The organism is Micromonospora sp. DSM 45708 (assembly GCF_039566955.1).
Taxonomy (GTDB): Bacteria; Actinomycetota; Actinomycetes; order Mycobacteriales; family Micromonosporaceae; genus Micromonospora.
Genome location: NZ_CP154796.1, coordinates 933,574 through 949,378, shown reverse-complemented (window position 1 = coordinate 949,378; position 15,805 = coordinate 933,574). Strand labels below are relative to the sequence as shown.

17 protein-coding genes are annotated in these 15,805 nt (G+C 74.3%); 5 read left to right on the top strand and 12 right to left on the bottom strand.

Annotation, left to right across the window (positions count from 1 at the left end):
• The first annotated feature begins 20 nt into the window (after window positions 1–20).
• Complete coding sequence (locus VKK44_RS04600; RefSeq protein ID WP_013287999.1) at window positions 21–239, top strand: DUF397 domain-containing protein; 219 nt, start codon at window positions 21–23, stop codon at window positions 237–239.
• 10 nt (window positions 240–249) lie between these two features.
• Here VKK44_RS04600 and VKK44_RS04595 read toward each other — a convergent pair whose 3' ends face one another.
• Window positions 250–639 (bottom strand): hypothetical protein, encoded by a 390-nt coding sequence (locus VKK44_RS04595; protein ID WP_343445583.1) that lies wholly within the window; start codon window positions 637–639, stop codon window positions 250–252.
• Between the two features lie 247 nt (window positions 640–886).
• Between VKK44_RS04595 and VKK44_RS04590 the strand changes: the two genes are divergently transcribed.
• A complete protein-coding gene (locus tag VKK44_RS04590; RefSeq protein ID WP_343445582.1) occupies window positions 887–2,134 on the top strand; it encodes a cytochrome P450 in 1,248 nt (415 codons plus the stop codon).
• A gap of 152 nt (window positions 2,135–2,286) precedes the next feature.
• A complete protein-coding gene (locus tag VKK44_RS04585; RefSeq protein WP_343445581.1) occupies window positions 2,287–3,372 on the top strand; it encodes a glycosyltransferase family 2 protein in 1,086 nt (361 codons plus the stop codon).
• Window positions 3,373–3,414: 42 nt separating this feature from the next.
• Here VKK44_RS04585 and VKK44_RS04580 read toward each other — a convergent pair whose 3' ends face one another.
• Genes VKK44_RS04580 through VKK44_RS04570 form a run of 3 tightly spaced genes read right to left on the bottom strand, consistent with a single transcriptional unit; the run spans window position 3,415 to window position 5,319 of the window.
• Window positions 3,415–4,053 (bottom strand): DUF3618 domain-containing protein, encoded by a 639-nt coding sequence (locus VKK44_RS04580; RefSeq protein WP_343445580.1) that lies wholly within the window; start codon window positions 4,051–4,053, stop codon window positions 3,415–3,417.
• Window positions 4,050–4,502 (bottom strand): phage holin family protein, encoded by a 453-nt coding sequence (locus VKK44_RS04575; RefSeq protein WP_107155680.1) that lies wholly within the window; start codon window positions 4,500–4,502, stop codon window positions 4,050–4,052. Before VKK44_RS04575 ends, VKK44_RS04580 begins: the two co-directional genes overlap by 4 nt.
• 31 nt (window positions 4,503–4,533) lie before the next feature.
• Window positions 4,534–5,319, bottom strand: coding sequence for a hypothetical protein (locus VKK44_RS04570; protein WP_343445579.1), 786 nt, complete (start codon window positions 5,317–5,319; stop codon window positions 4,534–4,536).
• 192 nt (window positions 5,320–5,511) lie between these two features.
• Here VKK44_RS04570 and VKK44_RS04565 point away from each other — a divergent pair, with 192 nt between their 5' ends.
• Both VKK44_RS04565 and VKK44_RS04560 read left to right on the top strand, forming a co-directional pair.
• Complete coding sequence (locus VKK44_RS04565; RefSeq protein WP_343445578.1) at window positions 5,512–5,988, top strand: DUF4383 domain-containing protein; 477 nt, start codon at window positions 5,512–5,514, stop codon at window positions 5,986–5,988.
• A gap of 97 nt (window positions 5,989–6,085) precedes the next feature.
• Window positions 6,086–6,745, top strand: coding sequence for a DUF6766 family protein (locus VKK44_RS04560; RefSeq protein ID WP_343445577.1), 660 nt, complete (start codon window positions 6,086–6,088; stop codon window positions 6,743–6,745).
• A 4-nt stretch (window positions 6,746–6,749) separates the two neighbouring features.
• On the opposite strand, the gene VKK44_RS04555 is transcribed toward VKK44_RS04560, so the two are convergent.
• From VKK44_RS04555 to mycP, 8 genes are all read right to left on the bottom strand, one after another.
• Window positions 6,750–7,199: a GNAT family N-acetyltransferase gene (locus VKK44_RS04555; protein WP_343445576.1), complete on the bottom strand. Its 450-nt coding sequence runs from the start codon at window positions 7,197–7,199 to the stop codon at window positions 6,750–6,752.
• A 70-nt stretch (window positions 7,200–7,269) separates the two neighbouring features.
• Window positions 7,270–8,721, bottom strand: coding sequence for a GTPase ObgE (gene obgE / locus VKK44_RS04550; protein WP_343445575.1), 1,452 nt, complete (start codon window positions 8,719–8,721; stop codon window positions 7,270–7,272).
• A gap of 89 nt (window positions 8,722–8,810) precedes the next feature.
• Entirely contained in the window at window positions 8,811–9,065 is a 255-nt protein-coding gene (gene rpmA, locus VKK44_RS04545) for a 50S ribosomal protein L27 (RefSeq protein ID WP_091072397.1), read from the bottom strand.
• Between the two features lie 10 nt (window positions 9,066–9,075).
• Complete coding sequence (gene rplU / locus VKK44_RS04540; protein ID WP_343445574.1) at window positions 9,076–9,393, bottom strand: 50S ribosomal protein L21; 318 nt, start codon at window positions 9,391–9,393, stop codon at window positions 9,076–9,078.
• A 188-nt stretch (window positions 9,394–9,581) separates the two neighbouring features.
• Window positions 9,582–10,055: a hypothetical protein gene (locus tag VKK44_RS04535; protein ID WP_343445573.1), complete on the bottom strand. Its 474-nt coding sequence runs from the start codon at window positions 10,053–10,055 to the stop codon at window positions 9,582–9,584.
• Window positions 10,056–10,176: 121 nt separating this feature from the next.
• Complete coding sequence (locus VKK44_RS04530; RefSeq protein ID WP_343445572.1) at window positions 10,177–13,314, bottom strand: Rne/Rng family ribonuclease; 3,138 nt, start codon at window positions 13,312–13,314, stop codon at window positions 10,177–10,179.
• A 130-nt stretch (window positions 13,315–13,444) separates the two neighbouring features.
• Window positions 13,445–14,140: a TIGR03936 family radical SAM-associated protein gene (locus VKK44_RS04525; RefSeq protein ID WP_343447664.1), complete on the bottom strand. Its 696-nt coding sequence runs from the start codon at window positions 14,138–14,140 to the stop codon at window positions 13,445–13,447.
• Window positions 14,141–14,436: 296 nt separating this feature from the next.
• Window positions 14,437–15,801, bottom strand: a complete 1,365-nt coding sequence (mycP, locus tag VKK44_RS04520; RefSeq protein WP_343445571.1) for a type VII secretion-associated serine protease mycosin — start codon at window positions 15,799–15,801, stop codon at window positions 14,437–14,439.
• Between the last annotated feature and the right edge of the window lie 4 nt (window positions 15,802–15,805).

Genomic DNA, 15,805 nt, shown 5'->3' with positions numbered 1-15,805 from the left:
GTGGCGATGGAGGCACAACGATGGGTCAGCACCCCAAGGGCGATTTCGACCTTTCTCGGGCGGTCTGGCAGCGAGCGGAGGGCGACACGTCCGAGGGCGCGGTCGAGGTGGCCTTCGTCGACGACCTGATCGGAATGCGCAACTCGGCCGAGCCGGACGGCCCGGTCCTGGTCTTCACCCAGGCCGAGTGGGACGCGTTCGTGGCGGGCGCCCAGGACGGCGAGTTCGACCTGGACTGAGCCGGGCGGGTCAGTCACCGTCGCCCCAGCCGAGCCCGCCCGGCCCGGGCGCGTGGTGGAAGCCGGGATGGCCGGCCACGTCGGCACAGAGCTCGCCGTCGGGGCCGGCCGCCCCGCAGAACAGCCGCTCCGCCCGGTGCCAGGCGTCGGCCGGGGACAGGGCCGCCGCGCCGAGCGCCAGCTCCGGGCGGAGCAGGCCGAGCGCTTCCGCGTACGCGACGGCCAGCTCCCGCGCGACGGCGGGATCGGTGGCGACGAAGCCGAGGTGCACGGTGAAGAACCGTGGCGGGCGGGCCCCGGCCCGCCGGGGCCCGCCGATCAGTGGCTCCGCCCGGCCGCTGCCCCGCAGCCCGGCCACCGCGTCGCGGTGCCGCCGCCGTGCCGCCCGGTCGTCGCGCATCCGTGCCCTCCCCCGTCGCCGGTGACCGCCCACCGGACGCCGTGCCGGCGGGGGCCGGACCGGTCGCCGCCGGTCCGGGTACGAGCCAACCAGCTTTCCCGCGCCCGGGGAGGGGCCAGCGCCCGCGGGGTGGCCGGCCCCTCCCCCGAGCGGGCGGATCTGCGAAAACGGAGGATTCGGCCGACCCGGCCCGGGTAGGCAGCGCAGATCGCGCAGGGGTCGCCGAGCCGGGTCAGGAGCAACCGAGATGAGCACCATGCCGAGCGACCGGAGCCCGGACAGCACGCTGGCCTACCTCCGCGAGGGCTATCGCTTCGTCGGGACCCGCTGCGACCGGCTGGGCTCCGACGTCGTGCAGACCCGGCTGCTGCTCGAGCCGACCATCTGCCTGCGCGGCCGGGAGGCCGCCGAGCTGTTCTACGACGACGAGCGGTTCGTCCGGCGCGGCGCCACGCCGACACGCGGCCAGCGCACGCTGACCGGGGTGGGTGGCGTCCAGGGCCTCGACGGGGCGGCGCACCGCGCCCGCAAGGCGATGTTCATGTCGATGATGACGCCGGCCGCGGTCCGGCGGCTCGGGCAGCTCTTCGATGACGAGTGGCGGGCCCGGATCCCGGTCTGGGCGGGACACGGGCCGGTGGTGCTCTACCACGAGGTGGGCCGGCTGCTGACCCGCGCGGTCTGGGCCTGGGCCGGGGTGCCGCTGGCCGAGTCCGACGTGCGCCGCCGGACCGCCGAGATGCACGCCATGATCGAGGGCCCGGCGGAGCTGGGCCTGAAGCACTGGCGCGGGCTGTTCGGCCGCCGCCGGGCCGAACGTTGGGCCGGCGCGCTGGTCGAGCGGGTCCGCGCGGGCGCGCTGCCGGCGCCCGAGGGCAGCGCGCTGCGGGTCGTCGCCGAGCACCGGGACGAGCGCGGCCAGCCGCTGCCCCGCCGGATCGCCGCGGTGGAGCTGCTCAACGTGCTCCGCCCGACGGTCGCGGTGGACCGGTACGTGGTCTTCGCCGCGCTGGCGCTGCACGACCACCCGCACTGGCGCGACCGGGTGCGCGGCGACGACGACGCGACCGAGCAGTTCGTGCAGGAGGTACGCCGGTACTACCCGTTCTTCCCGCTCGCCGCCGCCCGGGTGCGCCGCTCGTTCGAGTGGCGGGGGTACGCGTTCCCGCAGGGCCGCCGGGTGCTGCTCGACCTGTACGGCACCAACCACCACCCGGCGCTGTGGCCGGAGCCGGAGCGGTTCCGCCCGGAGCGCTTCGCCGGTTGGCGGGACGACCCGTTCGGCCTGGTCCCGCAGGGCGGTGGCGACCACGACACGGGTCACCGCTGCGCCGGCGAGTGGATCACGATCGAGTTGATGAAGCGGGCGGTGGCCAACCTGACCGGCGCGATGAGCTACCGCGTCCCGCCGCAGGATTTGGCGCTCGACCTCGGCACGATGCCGGCGCTGCCGCCCAGCGGGCTGGTCGTCGACGGGGTGCGGCGCGCGGCCTGAGAGCCGGGTCGATCTCGCCGGCCGCGGCACGGTCCAGCCGGACGAGTCGGACCGCCCGTATCCGGTGACGCCACCCGACCCACGGCGGTCGAAACGGTTTCAGGGGCCGCATTCCGGGCAAGTCGCGGGACCCGAGCCGACCGGAGGGCGACGTGACCCGAACGACCGTTCCACCGCTGCCGCACCCCGGCCGGACCGCCGCGGCGTCCGCGCCGGACCGGCTTCCGATGGCGTACGTCCTGCCGCTGCGCGCCGCCGACGACCGCGGCCTCGACGAGCTGACCGGCTACCTGCGCGAGCTACGCCGGCGGGTGGACGTGGTGGTGGTCGACGGCTCGCCGCCGGAGCTGTTCGCCCGGCACGCGGACGCCTGGCGCGGGCTGGTCCGGCACGTCCCGCCGGATCCGGCGCTGCACGGGCGCAACGGCAAGGTGCTCGGGGTGCTCACCGGCGTCGCGCTGGCCCGGCACGAGCACGTGGTGATCGCCGACGACGACGTCCGGTACGACCTGCCGGCGCTGCGCGCGGTGCACGACCTGCTCGACCGGGTGGACCTGGTCCGGCCGCAGAACCACTTCGCCCCGCTGACCTGGCACGCCTGGTGGGACACCGGTCGGACGCTGCTCGCCCGGGTGTTCGGCGGGGACTGGCCGGGCACGCTGGCGCTCCGCCGGAGCACCTTCCTGGCGATGGGCGGCTACGACCCGGACGTGCTCTTCGAGAACCTGGAGCTGGTGCGGACCGTCCGCGCGTACGGCGGCAGCACCGCCACCCCGGCCTGGCTGTACGTGCGGCGGCTCCCGCCCACCGCCGCGCACTTCCTCGGGCAGCGGGTCCGCCAGGCGTACGACGAGACGGCCCGGCCGGCGTGGCTGCTGGCGGCGCTGGCGGTGCTGCCGGCCACGGCGGTCGCGCTCGTCGCCCGCCGCCCGGGGCTGCTGCTGCGGGCCGGGCTGGTCACGGTCGCGGTGGCGGAGCTGGGCCGACGGCGGGCCGGCGGGGCCCGGGTCTTCCCGGCGCACACCACGCTCGCGGCACCCGCCTGGGTGCTGGAGCGCGGCGTGTGCGCCTGGCTGGCGGTGGGCCGGCGGCTGCGCGGCGGGGTGCCGTACGCGGGCAGCCGACTGCGGACGGCGGCCCACAGCACCCGGGCGTTGCGGCGTCGGTTGGCCCGTCGCCACCACCCCGACGAGCTGGCCCGCTGGGTGGAGACGTGCGAAGGCGGGGGCCCCTGCTGACGCGCCTGGGCGACAGCAGGGCCCCCGCCTGACACGCGGCGGTCAGGAGCGCGCCTGGTGGGCGCTCTCCCGTACGTCCCGCGCGGCGCTGCGGCCGTCGTCCTTGACCGCGTGCACGGCGTCCTGCGCGGTGGAGCGCACCGACTCGGCGGCGTGCTGGGCCGGCTCGCGCAGCTCGTCCCTCAGCTCGTTGGCGACCTCACCCAGCTTCTCCTTGACGACGCCGCTGTGCTCGGTCGCCTTCTCCTTGACCTGCGCGGCGAGCTCCTGCTCGCGGCGGGTGGCCGGGATCAGCGAGGAGACCAGCATGCCGACGCCGAAGGCGATCACGCCGGCGGCGATCGGGTTGCCCTGGGACTTCTGCCGCACGACCTGCGGCGCCCGGTGCGCGGCGTCACCCACCGTGGAGGCGGCGGAGTGTGCCTTGTCGCCCACGGTGGAGGCGACCGAGGAGGCGTGGTCGCCCACCGAGTGGGCGGCGTGGCCGGTGCTGTGGCCGAGGTCGGAAGCGGTTCCCATCACCTTGTCCTTCACGTTCGTCAGCGCGCTGCGGACGCGCTGCTTGCGGTCGTCGACGATGCGGCTCGGGCTGACCTTGTACGCCAGGGCGTCCACGTCCGAGCTGAGGTTGTTGCGGGTGGCTTCGATCTCCCGGCGGATCTGGTCGGGGTCGGTGCTCATCGGGTGACTCCCTCCGGGTGCGGCTTGAGTGCGTCCGGGATGCGCTGGACGCTGTCGTTGGTCTGCTTCAGGCCACGGATCTGCTCGGCGTTCTTCTTCGCCTTCGAGTAGAGGACCGCGGCGATCGCGGCCCACACGACGGCCACGATGAGCGCGGCCAGTCCGGAGTCCATGACGTTGTCGAGGAACTGCCACACCGCGACGGAGACGAAGAGCGCCACCATGTAGCCGCCGAAGCCGGCGCCGCCGTAGAGGCCGGCGGCCTTGCCCGCCTTCTTGCCCTCCTGGCGGATCTCGGCCTTGGCCAGCTCGACCTCCTGCCGCATCAGCGTGGAGAGGTCGCCGGTGACCTGGCTCATCAGCTGCCCGATCGAGCTGCCCCGCACCTCGTCGGCGTGGTGGGGCGCGCCCGCCGCCTGGTAGCCGGGGTCCTGCGTCGGCACGGTCATGCCGTGGTCTCCCTTCTGCCGGTCCGGCCGCTCACGGGCGGGAGGCGCCGGTCGACGGCACGCCCGGCAGCGGATCGGTCCGGCTGGGCGGCGGCAACGGCTGGCCGGTGCCGCCGGCCGGGTCGTCCCAGGTGTTCGGGGCGCCGCCGCCCGGGTAGGTCGCGCCCGGTGCGGAGTAGCCCGGGTCCGGCTCGGCGTAGGTGCCCGGCGTCGGGTCGAGGTAGCCACCGGCCGGCGCCTGGGTGGGCACGGTCGGCGTGGTCGGGATGACCGCGGTCTGGTCCGGGTCGTAGGCCGGCCGGACGCCGCCGTCGTCGTTGCCCACGGCGGCGATGTTCCGGGTGAGCCGCCCGGCGACCACGCCCAGCAGGGCGGCGCCGACCAGGAACGTGCCCGGGTTACGGCGGGCGTAGCCCTTCACCTCGTTGAGCAGGTCGCCCGGCTCACGCTGCTCCAGCCAGCCGGCCACGCCGTGCACCCGCTCGGCTGCCTGGTGGGCCAGCTCGGTGACCGGCCCGGAGCCGCCGCCCTGCTGCGCCATCGACCGCATCTCGTCGGCCAGTGACCGCAGGCCGCTGGCGGCCCGCTGCTGCTGCTGGCTGGCCTGCGTGGTGACCTGGTTGCGGGTCTCGCCGTAGAGGTCGCGGGCCTGCCGCTTGGCCTCGCCCACCACCTCCCGGCCCTGCTCCTTGGCGGTCTGGGCGACCGCGCCGCCCGCGCTCGCGGCGTCGGAGCCGACCTGGCGGGCCTGATCGCGTACGCCGCCGCCGTTCGTCGACTCGTACGTGGCGGACGTGGAGGAAAAGTCCTGAGTCATGGTGTCCCTTCCGCTCGTGCGTTCCCAGCGGTTGTGTTCGGGGGGTCACGCGAATGCTTTCCGCGTGACAACTGCCCTACCCCAGGTCGTCGGGTCCATGCCTGATTCGTCATTTCTCTGCGGAAGCGACCCGTCCCGATCACAGAATGGGGAGGCCGGCCCGCCCGGGTGGGCTCCACGGGGGTGACAGCGATGGCACGTGAGGTGCGCGGACGCCCGTCGGTCCGACCGACGGTGCAGAAGGTCGCGCTCGCGGTGGCGGCCGTCTTCGTGCTGATCGGCGTGCTGGGCTTCGTCCCCGGCGTGACCGCCCACTACGGCGAGATGGCGTTCGCCGGGCACCACTCGGGAGCGAAACTGCTCGGCGTGTTCCAGGTGTCGGTGCTGCACAACCTGGTGCACCTGGTCTTCGGGCTGGTCGGGCTGCTGGCCGCGCGGCGGCTGGCCGGCGCGCGGGTGTTCCTGGCCGGCGGTGGTGCGCTCTACCTGGTCCTCTGGCTGTACGGCTTCGCCATCGACCGGGAGAGCACGGCGAACTTCGTGCCGATCAACGACGCCGACAACTGGCTGCACCTGTTCCTCGGCTTCGGCATGCTCGCCGCGGGCCTGCTGCTGAACAACGAGGTGGGCACCGGCGGCCGGCCGGACACCCCCATCGACCGGCCCTGACCAGCCACGACACGCCGGGCCGGCGTTTGCCCGGGCGCAGGCGGGGGCAGGAGGGCCGGCACGGACGGTGCACGGGGCGGGACGAGGAGGTCCGGCTATGTCACGGTGGTGGCGCGACCACGCGCTCTCGGTCGCCATGCTCGGCGCGTTCCTGGTCTTCCTGGCGTTGCAGAGCGTGTTCGGCTGGCAGGTGCACAACGAGGAGCTGAGCCAGTACGGCGCCGCGCCGCTGAGCTGGTGGGCCTACCTGGGGACCGGGCACTTCGCCGAGGCGGTGTTCGAGAACTGGGAGTCGGAGTTCCTCCAGATGGGCGGCTACGTGCTGCTCACCGCGTACCTGGTGCAGAAGGGCTCGGCCGAGTCGAAGCCGGTGGGGCAGACGGACCGCCCCGACGACAACCGCGACCACGCCGGCCCGGACGCGCCGTGGCCGGTGCGGGCCGGCGGGCTGCCGCTGGTGGTCTACCGGAACAGCCTCTCCATCGCGCTGCTGATGATCTTCGCCGGCTCGTTCCTGGGGCACCTCTTCGGCGGCGTCGCCGCCTACAACCAGGAGCAGGCGCTGGAGAGCGGCGCCGCCCCGATCAGCGCCTGGCAGTTCCTCGGCACCAGCGACTTCTGGTTCCAGTCCATGCAGAACTGGCAGAGCGAGTTCCTGGCGGTGGGGGTGCTGATCCTGCTCAGCATCGTGCTGCGTCAGCACGCCAGCCCCGAGTCCAAGCCGGTGACCGCCCCGCACGCGCAGACCAGCGCCTGAGCGGTCAGGCCGCCACCGGGAGCTGTTTGGCGAAGCAGACGCTGTACGGGTTGTCGACGTACTCGCCGTAGACCGGGATCGGCTGGTAACCGCTGGACCGGTAGAGCCCGATGGCGGCCGGCAGGTAGGTGCCGGTCTCCAGGCACACCGTCCGGTGCCCCTGCCGGAAGGCCAGTTCCTCCAACGCGAGCAGCAACTGCCGGGCGATGCCGCGCCCCCGGTACGCCGGCCGGACGTACATCCGCTTCAGCTCGCCGGTGTCGGCGTCGAGCGTCTGGAGACCGCCGCAGCCGACCGCCCGGCCGCCGACCACGGCCGCCACATAGCGGATGTCGGCGTGCGCGACGGTGGCCTGCCCGTCCAGCCCGCCATCGGCGTCCCGCAGCTCACGCTGCTGGGCCACGACGAGCGCGGCGACCTCCGGATCGGTGGCGGGACGGCATTCGATCAGCATTCCGTCACGGTAGGTCGGCCGGATTTCGCGGGGGTTTCCGGCCGACGTCCCCGACACGGACGCGACCGAACTAATCGTCGTCCGGTTCCACCGCCGGGCCCGCCTCGACCTCGTCCTCCGGGCGCTGCCGGCGGGCCTTGCGGGCCTCCAGCCGGTCCGCGGCCGAGGGACGCGTCGACTTGTCCTCCAAGCGCACGTCGGTGCCCCGGTTGCCGGGCACGAAGTCGACGCCGGCGTAGAGCGTGGGCTGCCAGTCGAACTCGCGGTCGCCGATCCGCACCAGATCGCCGGCCCGCGCGCCGGCCTTGGCCAGCTTCTCCTCGACGCCCAGCCGGGCCAGCCGGTCGGCCAGGAAGCCCACCGCCTCGTCGTTGTCGAAGTTCGTCTGCTTCACCCAGCGTTCCGGCCGGCTGCCCCGGACGGTGTAGGAGCCGTCCGGCTCGGCCTCGATGGTGAAACCGGCGTCGTCGACCGCCTTCGGGCGGAGCACGATCCGGGTCGGCTCCGCCTCCGGAACGGCACGGCGGCCCTCGTCGACCACCTGGGCCATCGCGTACGTCAGCTCGCGCAGGCCCTCGCGGGTGGCGCTGGAGACGTCGAAGACGCGGAAGCCACGGGCCTCCAGATCGGGCCGGACGATGTCGGCCAGGTCCTTCCCGTCCGGCACGTCGACCTTGTTCAACGCGACCAGCCGGGGCCGGTCGGCCAGCCCGCCGTACTGGGCCAGCTCCGACTCGATGGCGTCGATGTCGGCGAGCGGGTCACGGCCCGGCTCCAGCGTCGCGGTGTCGACCACGTGCACCAGCACGGCGCACCGCTCGACGTGGCGGAGGAACTCCAGGCCCAGCCCCTTGCCGGTGGCGGCGCCCGGAATCAGGCCGGGCACGTCGGCGACGGTGAAGGTGTGGTTGTCCACCCGGACCACGCCCAGGTTCGGCACCAGCGTGGTGAACGGGTAGTCGGCGATCTTCGGCTTCGCGGCCGAGATCACCGAGATCAGCGAGGACTTGCCGGCGGACGGGAACCCGACCAGGCCGACGTCGGCGACGCTCTTCAGCTCCAGCACCACGTCGAGCTTGTCGCCGGGCTCACCCAGCTCGGCGAAGCCCGGCGCCTTGCGGCGGGCGTTGGCCAGCGAGGCGTTGCCCCGGCCGCCCCGGCCGCCGCGGGCCGCCTCGAAGGTGGTGCCCACGCCGACCAGGTCGGCCAGCACCTCGCCGTCCAGGGTCTGCACCACGGTGCCGTTCGGCACCTTGATCACCAGGTCGTGGCCGTTGGCGCCGTCCCGGTTCGAGCCGGCCCCGCCCTTGCCGTTCTCGGCCTTCAGGTGCGGCCGGAAGTGGAAGTCGAGCAGCGTGGTGACCTGCGGGTCGACCACCAGCGACACGCTGCCGCCATGGCCGCCGTTGCCGCCGTCCGGGCCGCCGAAGGGTTTGAACTTCTCCCGGTGGATCGAGACACAGCCGTGCCCGCCGTCGCCGGCCTGCATGTGCAGGACGACCCGGTCAACGAACGTCGTCACGACGCCAATCCTTCCAGCGGGGTCCGCCCCGCACGTGGAAAGGCGAAGCGGGCCGGGACCCGAGGTCCGCGGCCCGCTTCGCCTTCGAACTACTGCTGCGGCACGATGCTGACGGTCTTGCGACCGCGCTTGGTGCCGAACTGCACCGAACCGGCGGACAGCGCGAACAGCGTGTCGTCGCCGCCACGGCCGACCAGGTCACCGGGGTGGAACTTGGTGCCACGCTGACGGATGAGGATCTCACCCGCGCTGACGACCTGACCACCGAAGCGCTTCACGCCGAGCCGCTGGGCCGCGGAGTCGCGACCGTTACGCGAGCTGGACGCACCCTTTTTGTGAGCCATTTCCGACGACCTACTTCCCGCTGTTGGAGATGCCGGTCACCTTGACCTGGGTCAACGGCTGGCGGTGACCCTGGCGCTTGTGGTAGCCGGTCTTGTTCTTGAACTTGTGGATCCGGATCTTCGGGCCCTTGGTGTGCGCGGCGATCTCGCCGGACACCGCGACCTTGGCGAGCTTCGCCGCGTCGGTCACCAGGTCGTCACCGTCGACGAGGAGCACCGCGGTGAGCTTCACCGCGTCACCGGGGGCACCGGTGAGCTTCTCGACCTCGATCACGTCGCCCTCGGCGACCTTGTACTGCTTGCCGCCGGTCTTGACGATCGCGTACATCGGAGGCGCACTCCCTGTCGTTGAGGCTGCTGGCGTCATTGCCCCACCGTTGCCGGCGGGTCGTTCCCACGGCGTCTCGCCGGGAGCCGTGACACCGGCGGCGCGGGCGCGCGGGAACTAGGCACACCAAAGTGCGCCGCAGGCAAGGGTACGCCATACCCGGTCCGCCACCCAAACCGGGCTGCCGGTCACGCCGGGCAGAGCTGGTCGAGACGCTGCTGGAGCCGGTCGAACTCCGTCTCGTCGATCGCCCGCACGTCGGTGCCGAGCCCGCCCACCTCGGTGGCCAGGTCCGCCAGCAGCGTACGCAGCCGCGGGTCGGCGGCCCGCCCCGACTGCTCCCGCAGCACGTCCCGCCAGCCCGCCAGCGCGGTCTCCGCGGCCCGCTGGGCGGCCTTCTCCGCGCTCCGGTCCCCGGTGCCGCCCGCCCGCAGCATCTCCGCCAGCTTCCGCACGTACGTCTGCACGGCCACGGACCCGGCCTGCTTCGCACGCGCGCAGACGCCCGCGTCGCCGGTGGCGGTCGGGGCCGGAGTGGGCGACGTGGCGGCCGGGGCCGGTGAGGCGAAGCCCACCGAGAACGGGTCGGCGTTCCGCTCGGCGCAGCCCGCCCCGGCCAGCACCAGTCCGGTCAGCGCGGTGACCGCGAACACCCGGCGCATGTCTCCTCCCTCCGGGGCGCGACCGGCCCGACCGGGGGTCGACGGGGAAACGGCAGGGCCCCTGCTCCGGCACTCTGTTGCCGGACCAGGGGCCCTGTCAAACGCCACGCAGGTCAGCGCCTCACGGCCGGGTACGCCGCCGGGCGCCGCCACGCCGGGACCGCCGCCGCGACGGGCCACCGTCGGCGCCCTCGTCGTCGGTCTCGCCGTCACCGATCGCGTCCGGGTCGTCGGCCGCGGCGAGCCGGGCCGAGTCGCCCTCCTGGCTGTCCGCGACCGCCGGGGCGGCCGGCGTCTCGGTCTCGAACCGGGACAGGTCGTAGCCCTGGGTGTCGTAGTAGTCGTCGGCGGACTCGGCCACCTCGACGACCGCCCGCTCCGGCTCGGCGGCGGCCCGCGGCTCCGGCGCGGCCTCCACGGCGGGCTTCTCCGCCGCGGCCTTGCGACCCCGGCGGCGGCCCTTCTCCTCGACCGGCGCGACCGCCGAGGCGACCGCCTTGACCTTCTCCCCCGCGCCGGCGGCACGCGGCTTCTCCGCCACCGGCTCGGTGTGGATGACCACCCCCCGGCCCTTGCAGCACTCGCAGGTCTCGCTGAACGCCTCCAGCAGGCCCGCGCCGATCCGCTTGCGGGTCATCTGCACCAGGCCCAGCGAGGTGATCTCGGTCACCTGGTGCTTGGTGCGGTCCCGGCCCAGGCACTCGGTGAGCCGGCGCAGCACCAGCTCCCGGTTCGACTCCAGCACCATGTCGATGAAGTCGATCACCACGATGCCGCCGAGGTCGCGCAGCCGCAACTGGCGCACGATCTCCTCGGCCGCCTCCAGGTTGTTGCGGGTGACCGTCTCCTCCAGGTTGCCGCCGGAGCCGGTGTACTTGCCGGTGTTGACGTCGACGACGGTCATCGCCTCGGTCCGGTCGATCACCAGCGACCCGCCGGAGGGCAGGAAGACCTTCCGGTCCAGCCCCTTGAGGATCTGCTCGTCGATCCGGTACTCGGCGAACACGTCGGTGACGCCGGCGTGCCGGCGCAGCCGCGCCACCAGGTCCGGTGAGACGTGCGACAGGTACGACTCGACCACGTCGTACGCCGACTCGCCCTCGATGACCAGCTCGCGGAAGTCCTCGTTGAAGAGGTCCCGGACCACCCGGATGACCAGGTCCGGCTCCTCGTAGAGCAGCACCGGGGCACCGCCGGAGGCGGCCTTGGCCTGGATGTCGTCCCACTGCGCCTGGAGCCGCTTGACGTCCCGGGCCAACTCGTCCTCGCTGGCGCCCTCGGCCGCGGTCCGGACGATCACCCCGGCGCCGTCCGGCACCAGCTTCTTGAGGATGTCCCGCAGCCGCTTGCGCTCGGTGTCCGGCAGCTTGCGGCTGATCCCGGAGGCGTTGCCGTTGGGCACGTAGACCAGGTGCCGGCCGGAGAGCGCGACGTGGCTGGTGAGCCGCGCGCCCTTGTGCCCGATCGGGTCCTTGGTGACCTGCACCAGCACCGGGTCACCGGAGCGCAGCGCCTGCTCGATCGACCGCGCCCGGCCCTCCAGGCCGGTGGTGTCCCAGTTGACCTCGCCGGCGTACAGCACGGCGTTGCGCCCGCGCCCGATGTCGACGAAGGCCGCCTCCATGCTCGGCAGGACGTTCTGCACCTTGCCCAGGTAGACGTTGCCGGCCATGGTGCCGGACGAGTTGCGGGTCACGTAGTGCTCGACCAGCACGCCGTCCTCGAGCACCGCGATCTGGGTGCGGTCGCCGCGCTGGCGCACCACCATCGTCCGGTCGACCGCCTCACGGCGGGCCAGGAACTCCGACTCGCTCAGGATCGGCGGCCGGGTACGCCGCTGCTCACGGCCGTCCCGGCGGCGCTGCCGCTTGGCCTCCAGCCGGGTCGACCCGGAGACGCCCTGCACCTCGTCGACCGCCTTGCGCGGCTCACGGATCTTGACGACGGTGGGCACACCGTCCTCGGCGGCGGTCTCCGCCTCACCCGCGCCCCGGCGACGACGCCGACGGCGGCGACGGGTCATCCCCTCGCCCTCGGCGTCCTCGTCGCCCTCCTCCGCCCCGGCCTCGGCCTCGGCGTCCTCCGCCGTACCGGTCTCGTCGTCCTCGGCCTCGTCGGCGCCGCCCTTGCCCCGGCCACGGCCCCGGCGACCACGACGGCGGCGGCGACGACCCTCGGCGGTGTCGTCGTCGTCCTCGGCGTCGATGGACTCGTCCGCCTCGACGGACGGCTCCTCGTCCTCGGCGACCTCGGGCTCGACCTCGGCCGCCACCGGCTCGGCCTCCCGACGGCCGCGACGGCGACGGCGGCCGGTCTCGACCGGCTCCTCCACCGCCTCCTCGACGACCGGGTAGGTGACCCGGACAGCCGGGGCCTCCTCGGGCTGCGGGGGCATGAACAGGACGGTGGGCGCGGAGAGCGCGGCGCGACGCCGGCGGCCGGTGGCCGGCCGCTCCTCGGCCGCCGGCTCGTCCGCCACGCCCGGCACCGCGGCGCCGGTCGACACCACGCCGGTGGCGTCCGCCGGGCCACCGGCCCGGGCCAGGTCGACGTCGTCGGTACGCCGCGGCGCGACGCCCTCGGCTGCGGCCTCGCCGGCACGGGGGCGCGCGACGCCCTCGCCCTGGGTGGGCTCGTCCTCGTCGACCGCGTCCTCGTCGGTGTCGAGCGGAGCCCGACCCTCGGCGATCTCGTCCGCGCCGCCCGGGACCGAGACCGGGCCGTCGACCACGGCGCCACCCGACGGCCCGGCGGCCTCGGCGGGGGCCTCGGTCGGCGACTCGGCCGGCACGGCCGACTGTCCGGCGGCCTCGGCGGGCGCCTCGGTCGGCGACTCGGCGGCCGGCATCGGCTCGGCGGCGGGCGGGGTGGCCTTGCGGCGACGGGTCCGGGTGACCTTGACCGGCGGCACCACCTCGTCCGAGGTGGCCTGCACCTCGGCGGCGGCCACCGGCTCCTCGGCCGCCTTCGCCGGGGTCGCCTTGCGGCGCCGGCGGGTGGTCTTCGGCGCGGCCTCCAACTCACCGGCCACCGGCGCGAACACCTCGGCCTGCGGCGACTCGTCGCTGCCGGTGGCCGCGGCGGACGCCTCGACCGGCGCGTCGGTCTGCTCCGGCTGGTTGAGCGGGGGCGCCTTGCGTCGGCTGGCCCGCTTACGGGCCGGCGGCTTCGCCTCGGCGACGCTGTCGGTGCTGGTGGCGGTCGGATCGGCCGGCTCGGCGCCGGTCCGTTCGCCGCCCTCGGGCTCGTTCTCGAGCATGGACGTTCTCCAGTTCTGGCTGCCCCGGGCGCGGGTGAGCGCTGCCACGCAGGGTTGCCGCAAAGGTGTTTCCGCCGGGCGCGCAGGTGCGCGACCGCCGAAGTCTGCCTGCCAGAGCGCTGACCGTCGGTCAGTGCCCTCCGATGGCTGCCCCGTCGCGATCCGCGTCCAACGGATCGACGATCTCGCCCTGCGCGGTCAGCGTGCCCTGCGCCAGCCGGATCACCTTCGGGGTGACCGGCGGCTCCAGGTCGGCCACCACGCGGAGGCCGGAAAGGACGTCATCGGGTCGCACGGACGGGGTGACCTGCCGCACGACCAGTTCGAGTATCGCACACGGTACGGTCGCCGCTCCGGAAGGCGTCGCAGCCGGTGCCAGCGCATCGATGGCGATCACGGCAGCACGGGCGTCGAACGTACGCCGGCCCTGCTTGGTCATCCGCTCGACCTGGATCTCCCCGGCGGCGGTGAAGGCCGCCACGGCGGCCCGGAGCACGTCCGGATCGACCTCGGGCAACTCGATGCGCCAGTGCGACGCCTCGATCCGATCGGCCAGGCTGCCAGCAGTGGCCTGGACCGCGTCGAGCACGTCGAGCCCGGGCGAGAGCGCGGCGTCCAGCGCGACGCGGAGGCGCTCCGGGTCGACCGGCTCGCGCAGGCCGATCTCCAGGTACTCGGCCTCGCTGGCCACGCCGGTCGGCGCCGCGGAGGCGTACGAGATCTTGGGGTGCGGTGTGAAGCCCTGGGAGAACGCGATCGGTACGCCGGCCCGGCGCAACGCGCGCTCGAAGGCCCGGGCGAAGTCCCGGTGCGAGGTGAACCGCAGCGGTCCACGCTTGGCGTACCGGATGCGGACCCGCTGGACGACGGGCGCCTGGCCGCCCTCGGGTTGAGGCTTTCTGGCGATCGTGAACTCCTCGGCTGTGCCTGCGTGTCCGTCCCATCCTGGCGCAGGCCCCACCACCTCCCACACCCGCCCCCACCCACCCTCACCCCACGTCCACCTCGTCGATCATGAGGTTGGCGGCGAGTTCGATCTCCGAAGGTGCCGCCAACCTCAGGAGTAACCGAGGCCCGCGGGGTCCGGGGGTCCGGTGGGGGGTGGGGGGTGGGGTGGGCGCGTCAGGGGCGGTTGTCGCCGGGCGGGGCGTAGGGGCTCCCGGTGGGTGGGGCCGGGGGGCCCTGGGCCGGGGGGCGGTAGGCGTCCGGGGCGGGCTGGGCATAGGCACCGGCGGCCTGCCTCGGGTGGACGTCGGGGCCGGCCGGGCCGGGGCCGGCCATCCGGTCGAGCACGTCGTCCGGGATCTGCGCCGCCCGGGCCAGCTCACGGCGGTGCCGGCGCCGGTTACCGATCAGGAACACCACCAGCGCCAGCAGCACCACCAGCGCCACCGCGACGCCGATGCCCACCACCATCACCTGCTGGTCGGTGGGGCCGCCACGGTCGCCGTACCTCGTCACGTCGAAGTCGTCGTCCTCGGCCGCCTGCGGCGGGGCCGCCGCACTCGCCGGGGCCGGGCCGAGCAGCGGGTTCGCCGAGACCGACGGCACGTCCGCGGTGAGCGCCGCCACCGGGTCGATCCGGCCGAAGCCGAACTGCGGGTCACGGCCCGACGGGCCGGCGTCCCGGGCGGTGCGGATGATCCGGTTGATCACCTCGGGCGCGGAGAGCGCCGGGTACCTCGAACGGATCAACGCCGCCACGCCGGAGACGATGGCGCTGGAGTCGGAGGTGCCGTCACCCCAGCCGTAGCCGTGGTCGCGGCCGGCGTTGTAGATCCCGTCCGCCGGCGCGGCGACCACCGCCTCCGGCCCCTGGGCGGAACCGGACCAGAAGCCGCCGCCACGGGTGGTGCCGGTCACCGCGATCACGCCGGGGATCCGGGCCGGCGAGGCGATGTCCACGTCGCCCGCCTTGAGGTTGCCGGCGGCGGCGACCACGACCACGTCGCGCTCCAGCGCGTACCGGATCGCCTCCTCGTCGGCCGGGTCGGGTGCGCCGGCCTGACCGAAGGAGAGGTTGAGCACCGTCGCGCCACCGTCGACCGCCATCCGGATGCCCAGGGCGGACGCGCCGTCGGGGACGGTTCCGGGGCCGGGCTCCTGCTTGATGGGCAGGATCCGGGCGTCCGGCGCGATGCCGTCCACGCCGTCGCCGACGTTGACCGCCGCGATGATGCCGGCCATGTGCGTGCCGTGGCCCTGCGGGTCCTCCCGGCCGTCGCCCCGGGCGCCGTAGCTGCGGTCGCCGGGCAGCACCCGGCCGCGCAACGCCGGATGGGTGGCGTCGACGCCGGTGTCCACCACGCCGACCACCACCCCGCGCCCGGTGGAGATCCGATGTGCCCGGTCGATGCCCAACTCGTCCAGGTACCACTGCTCGGACCGGCGGGGCGCGGCGACCACCGGTTGGGCCGCCCCCAACACCATCAGCCCGGCCAGCAGGCTGGCCGCCACCGGCCGGAGCGCGCCGACGTACACCCTCATCCGT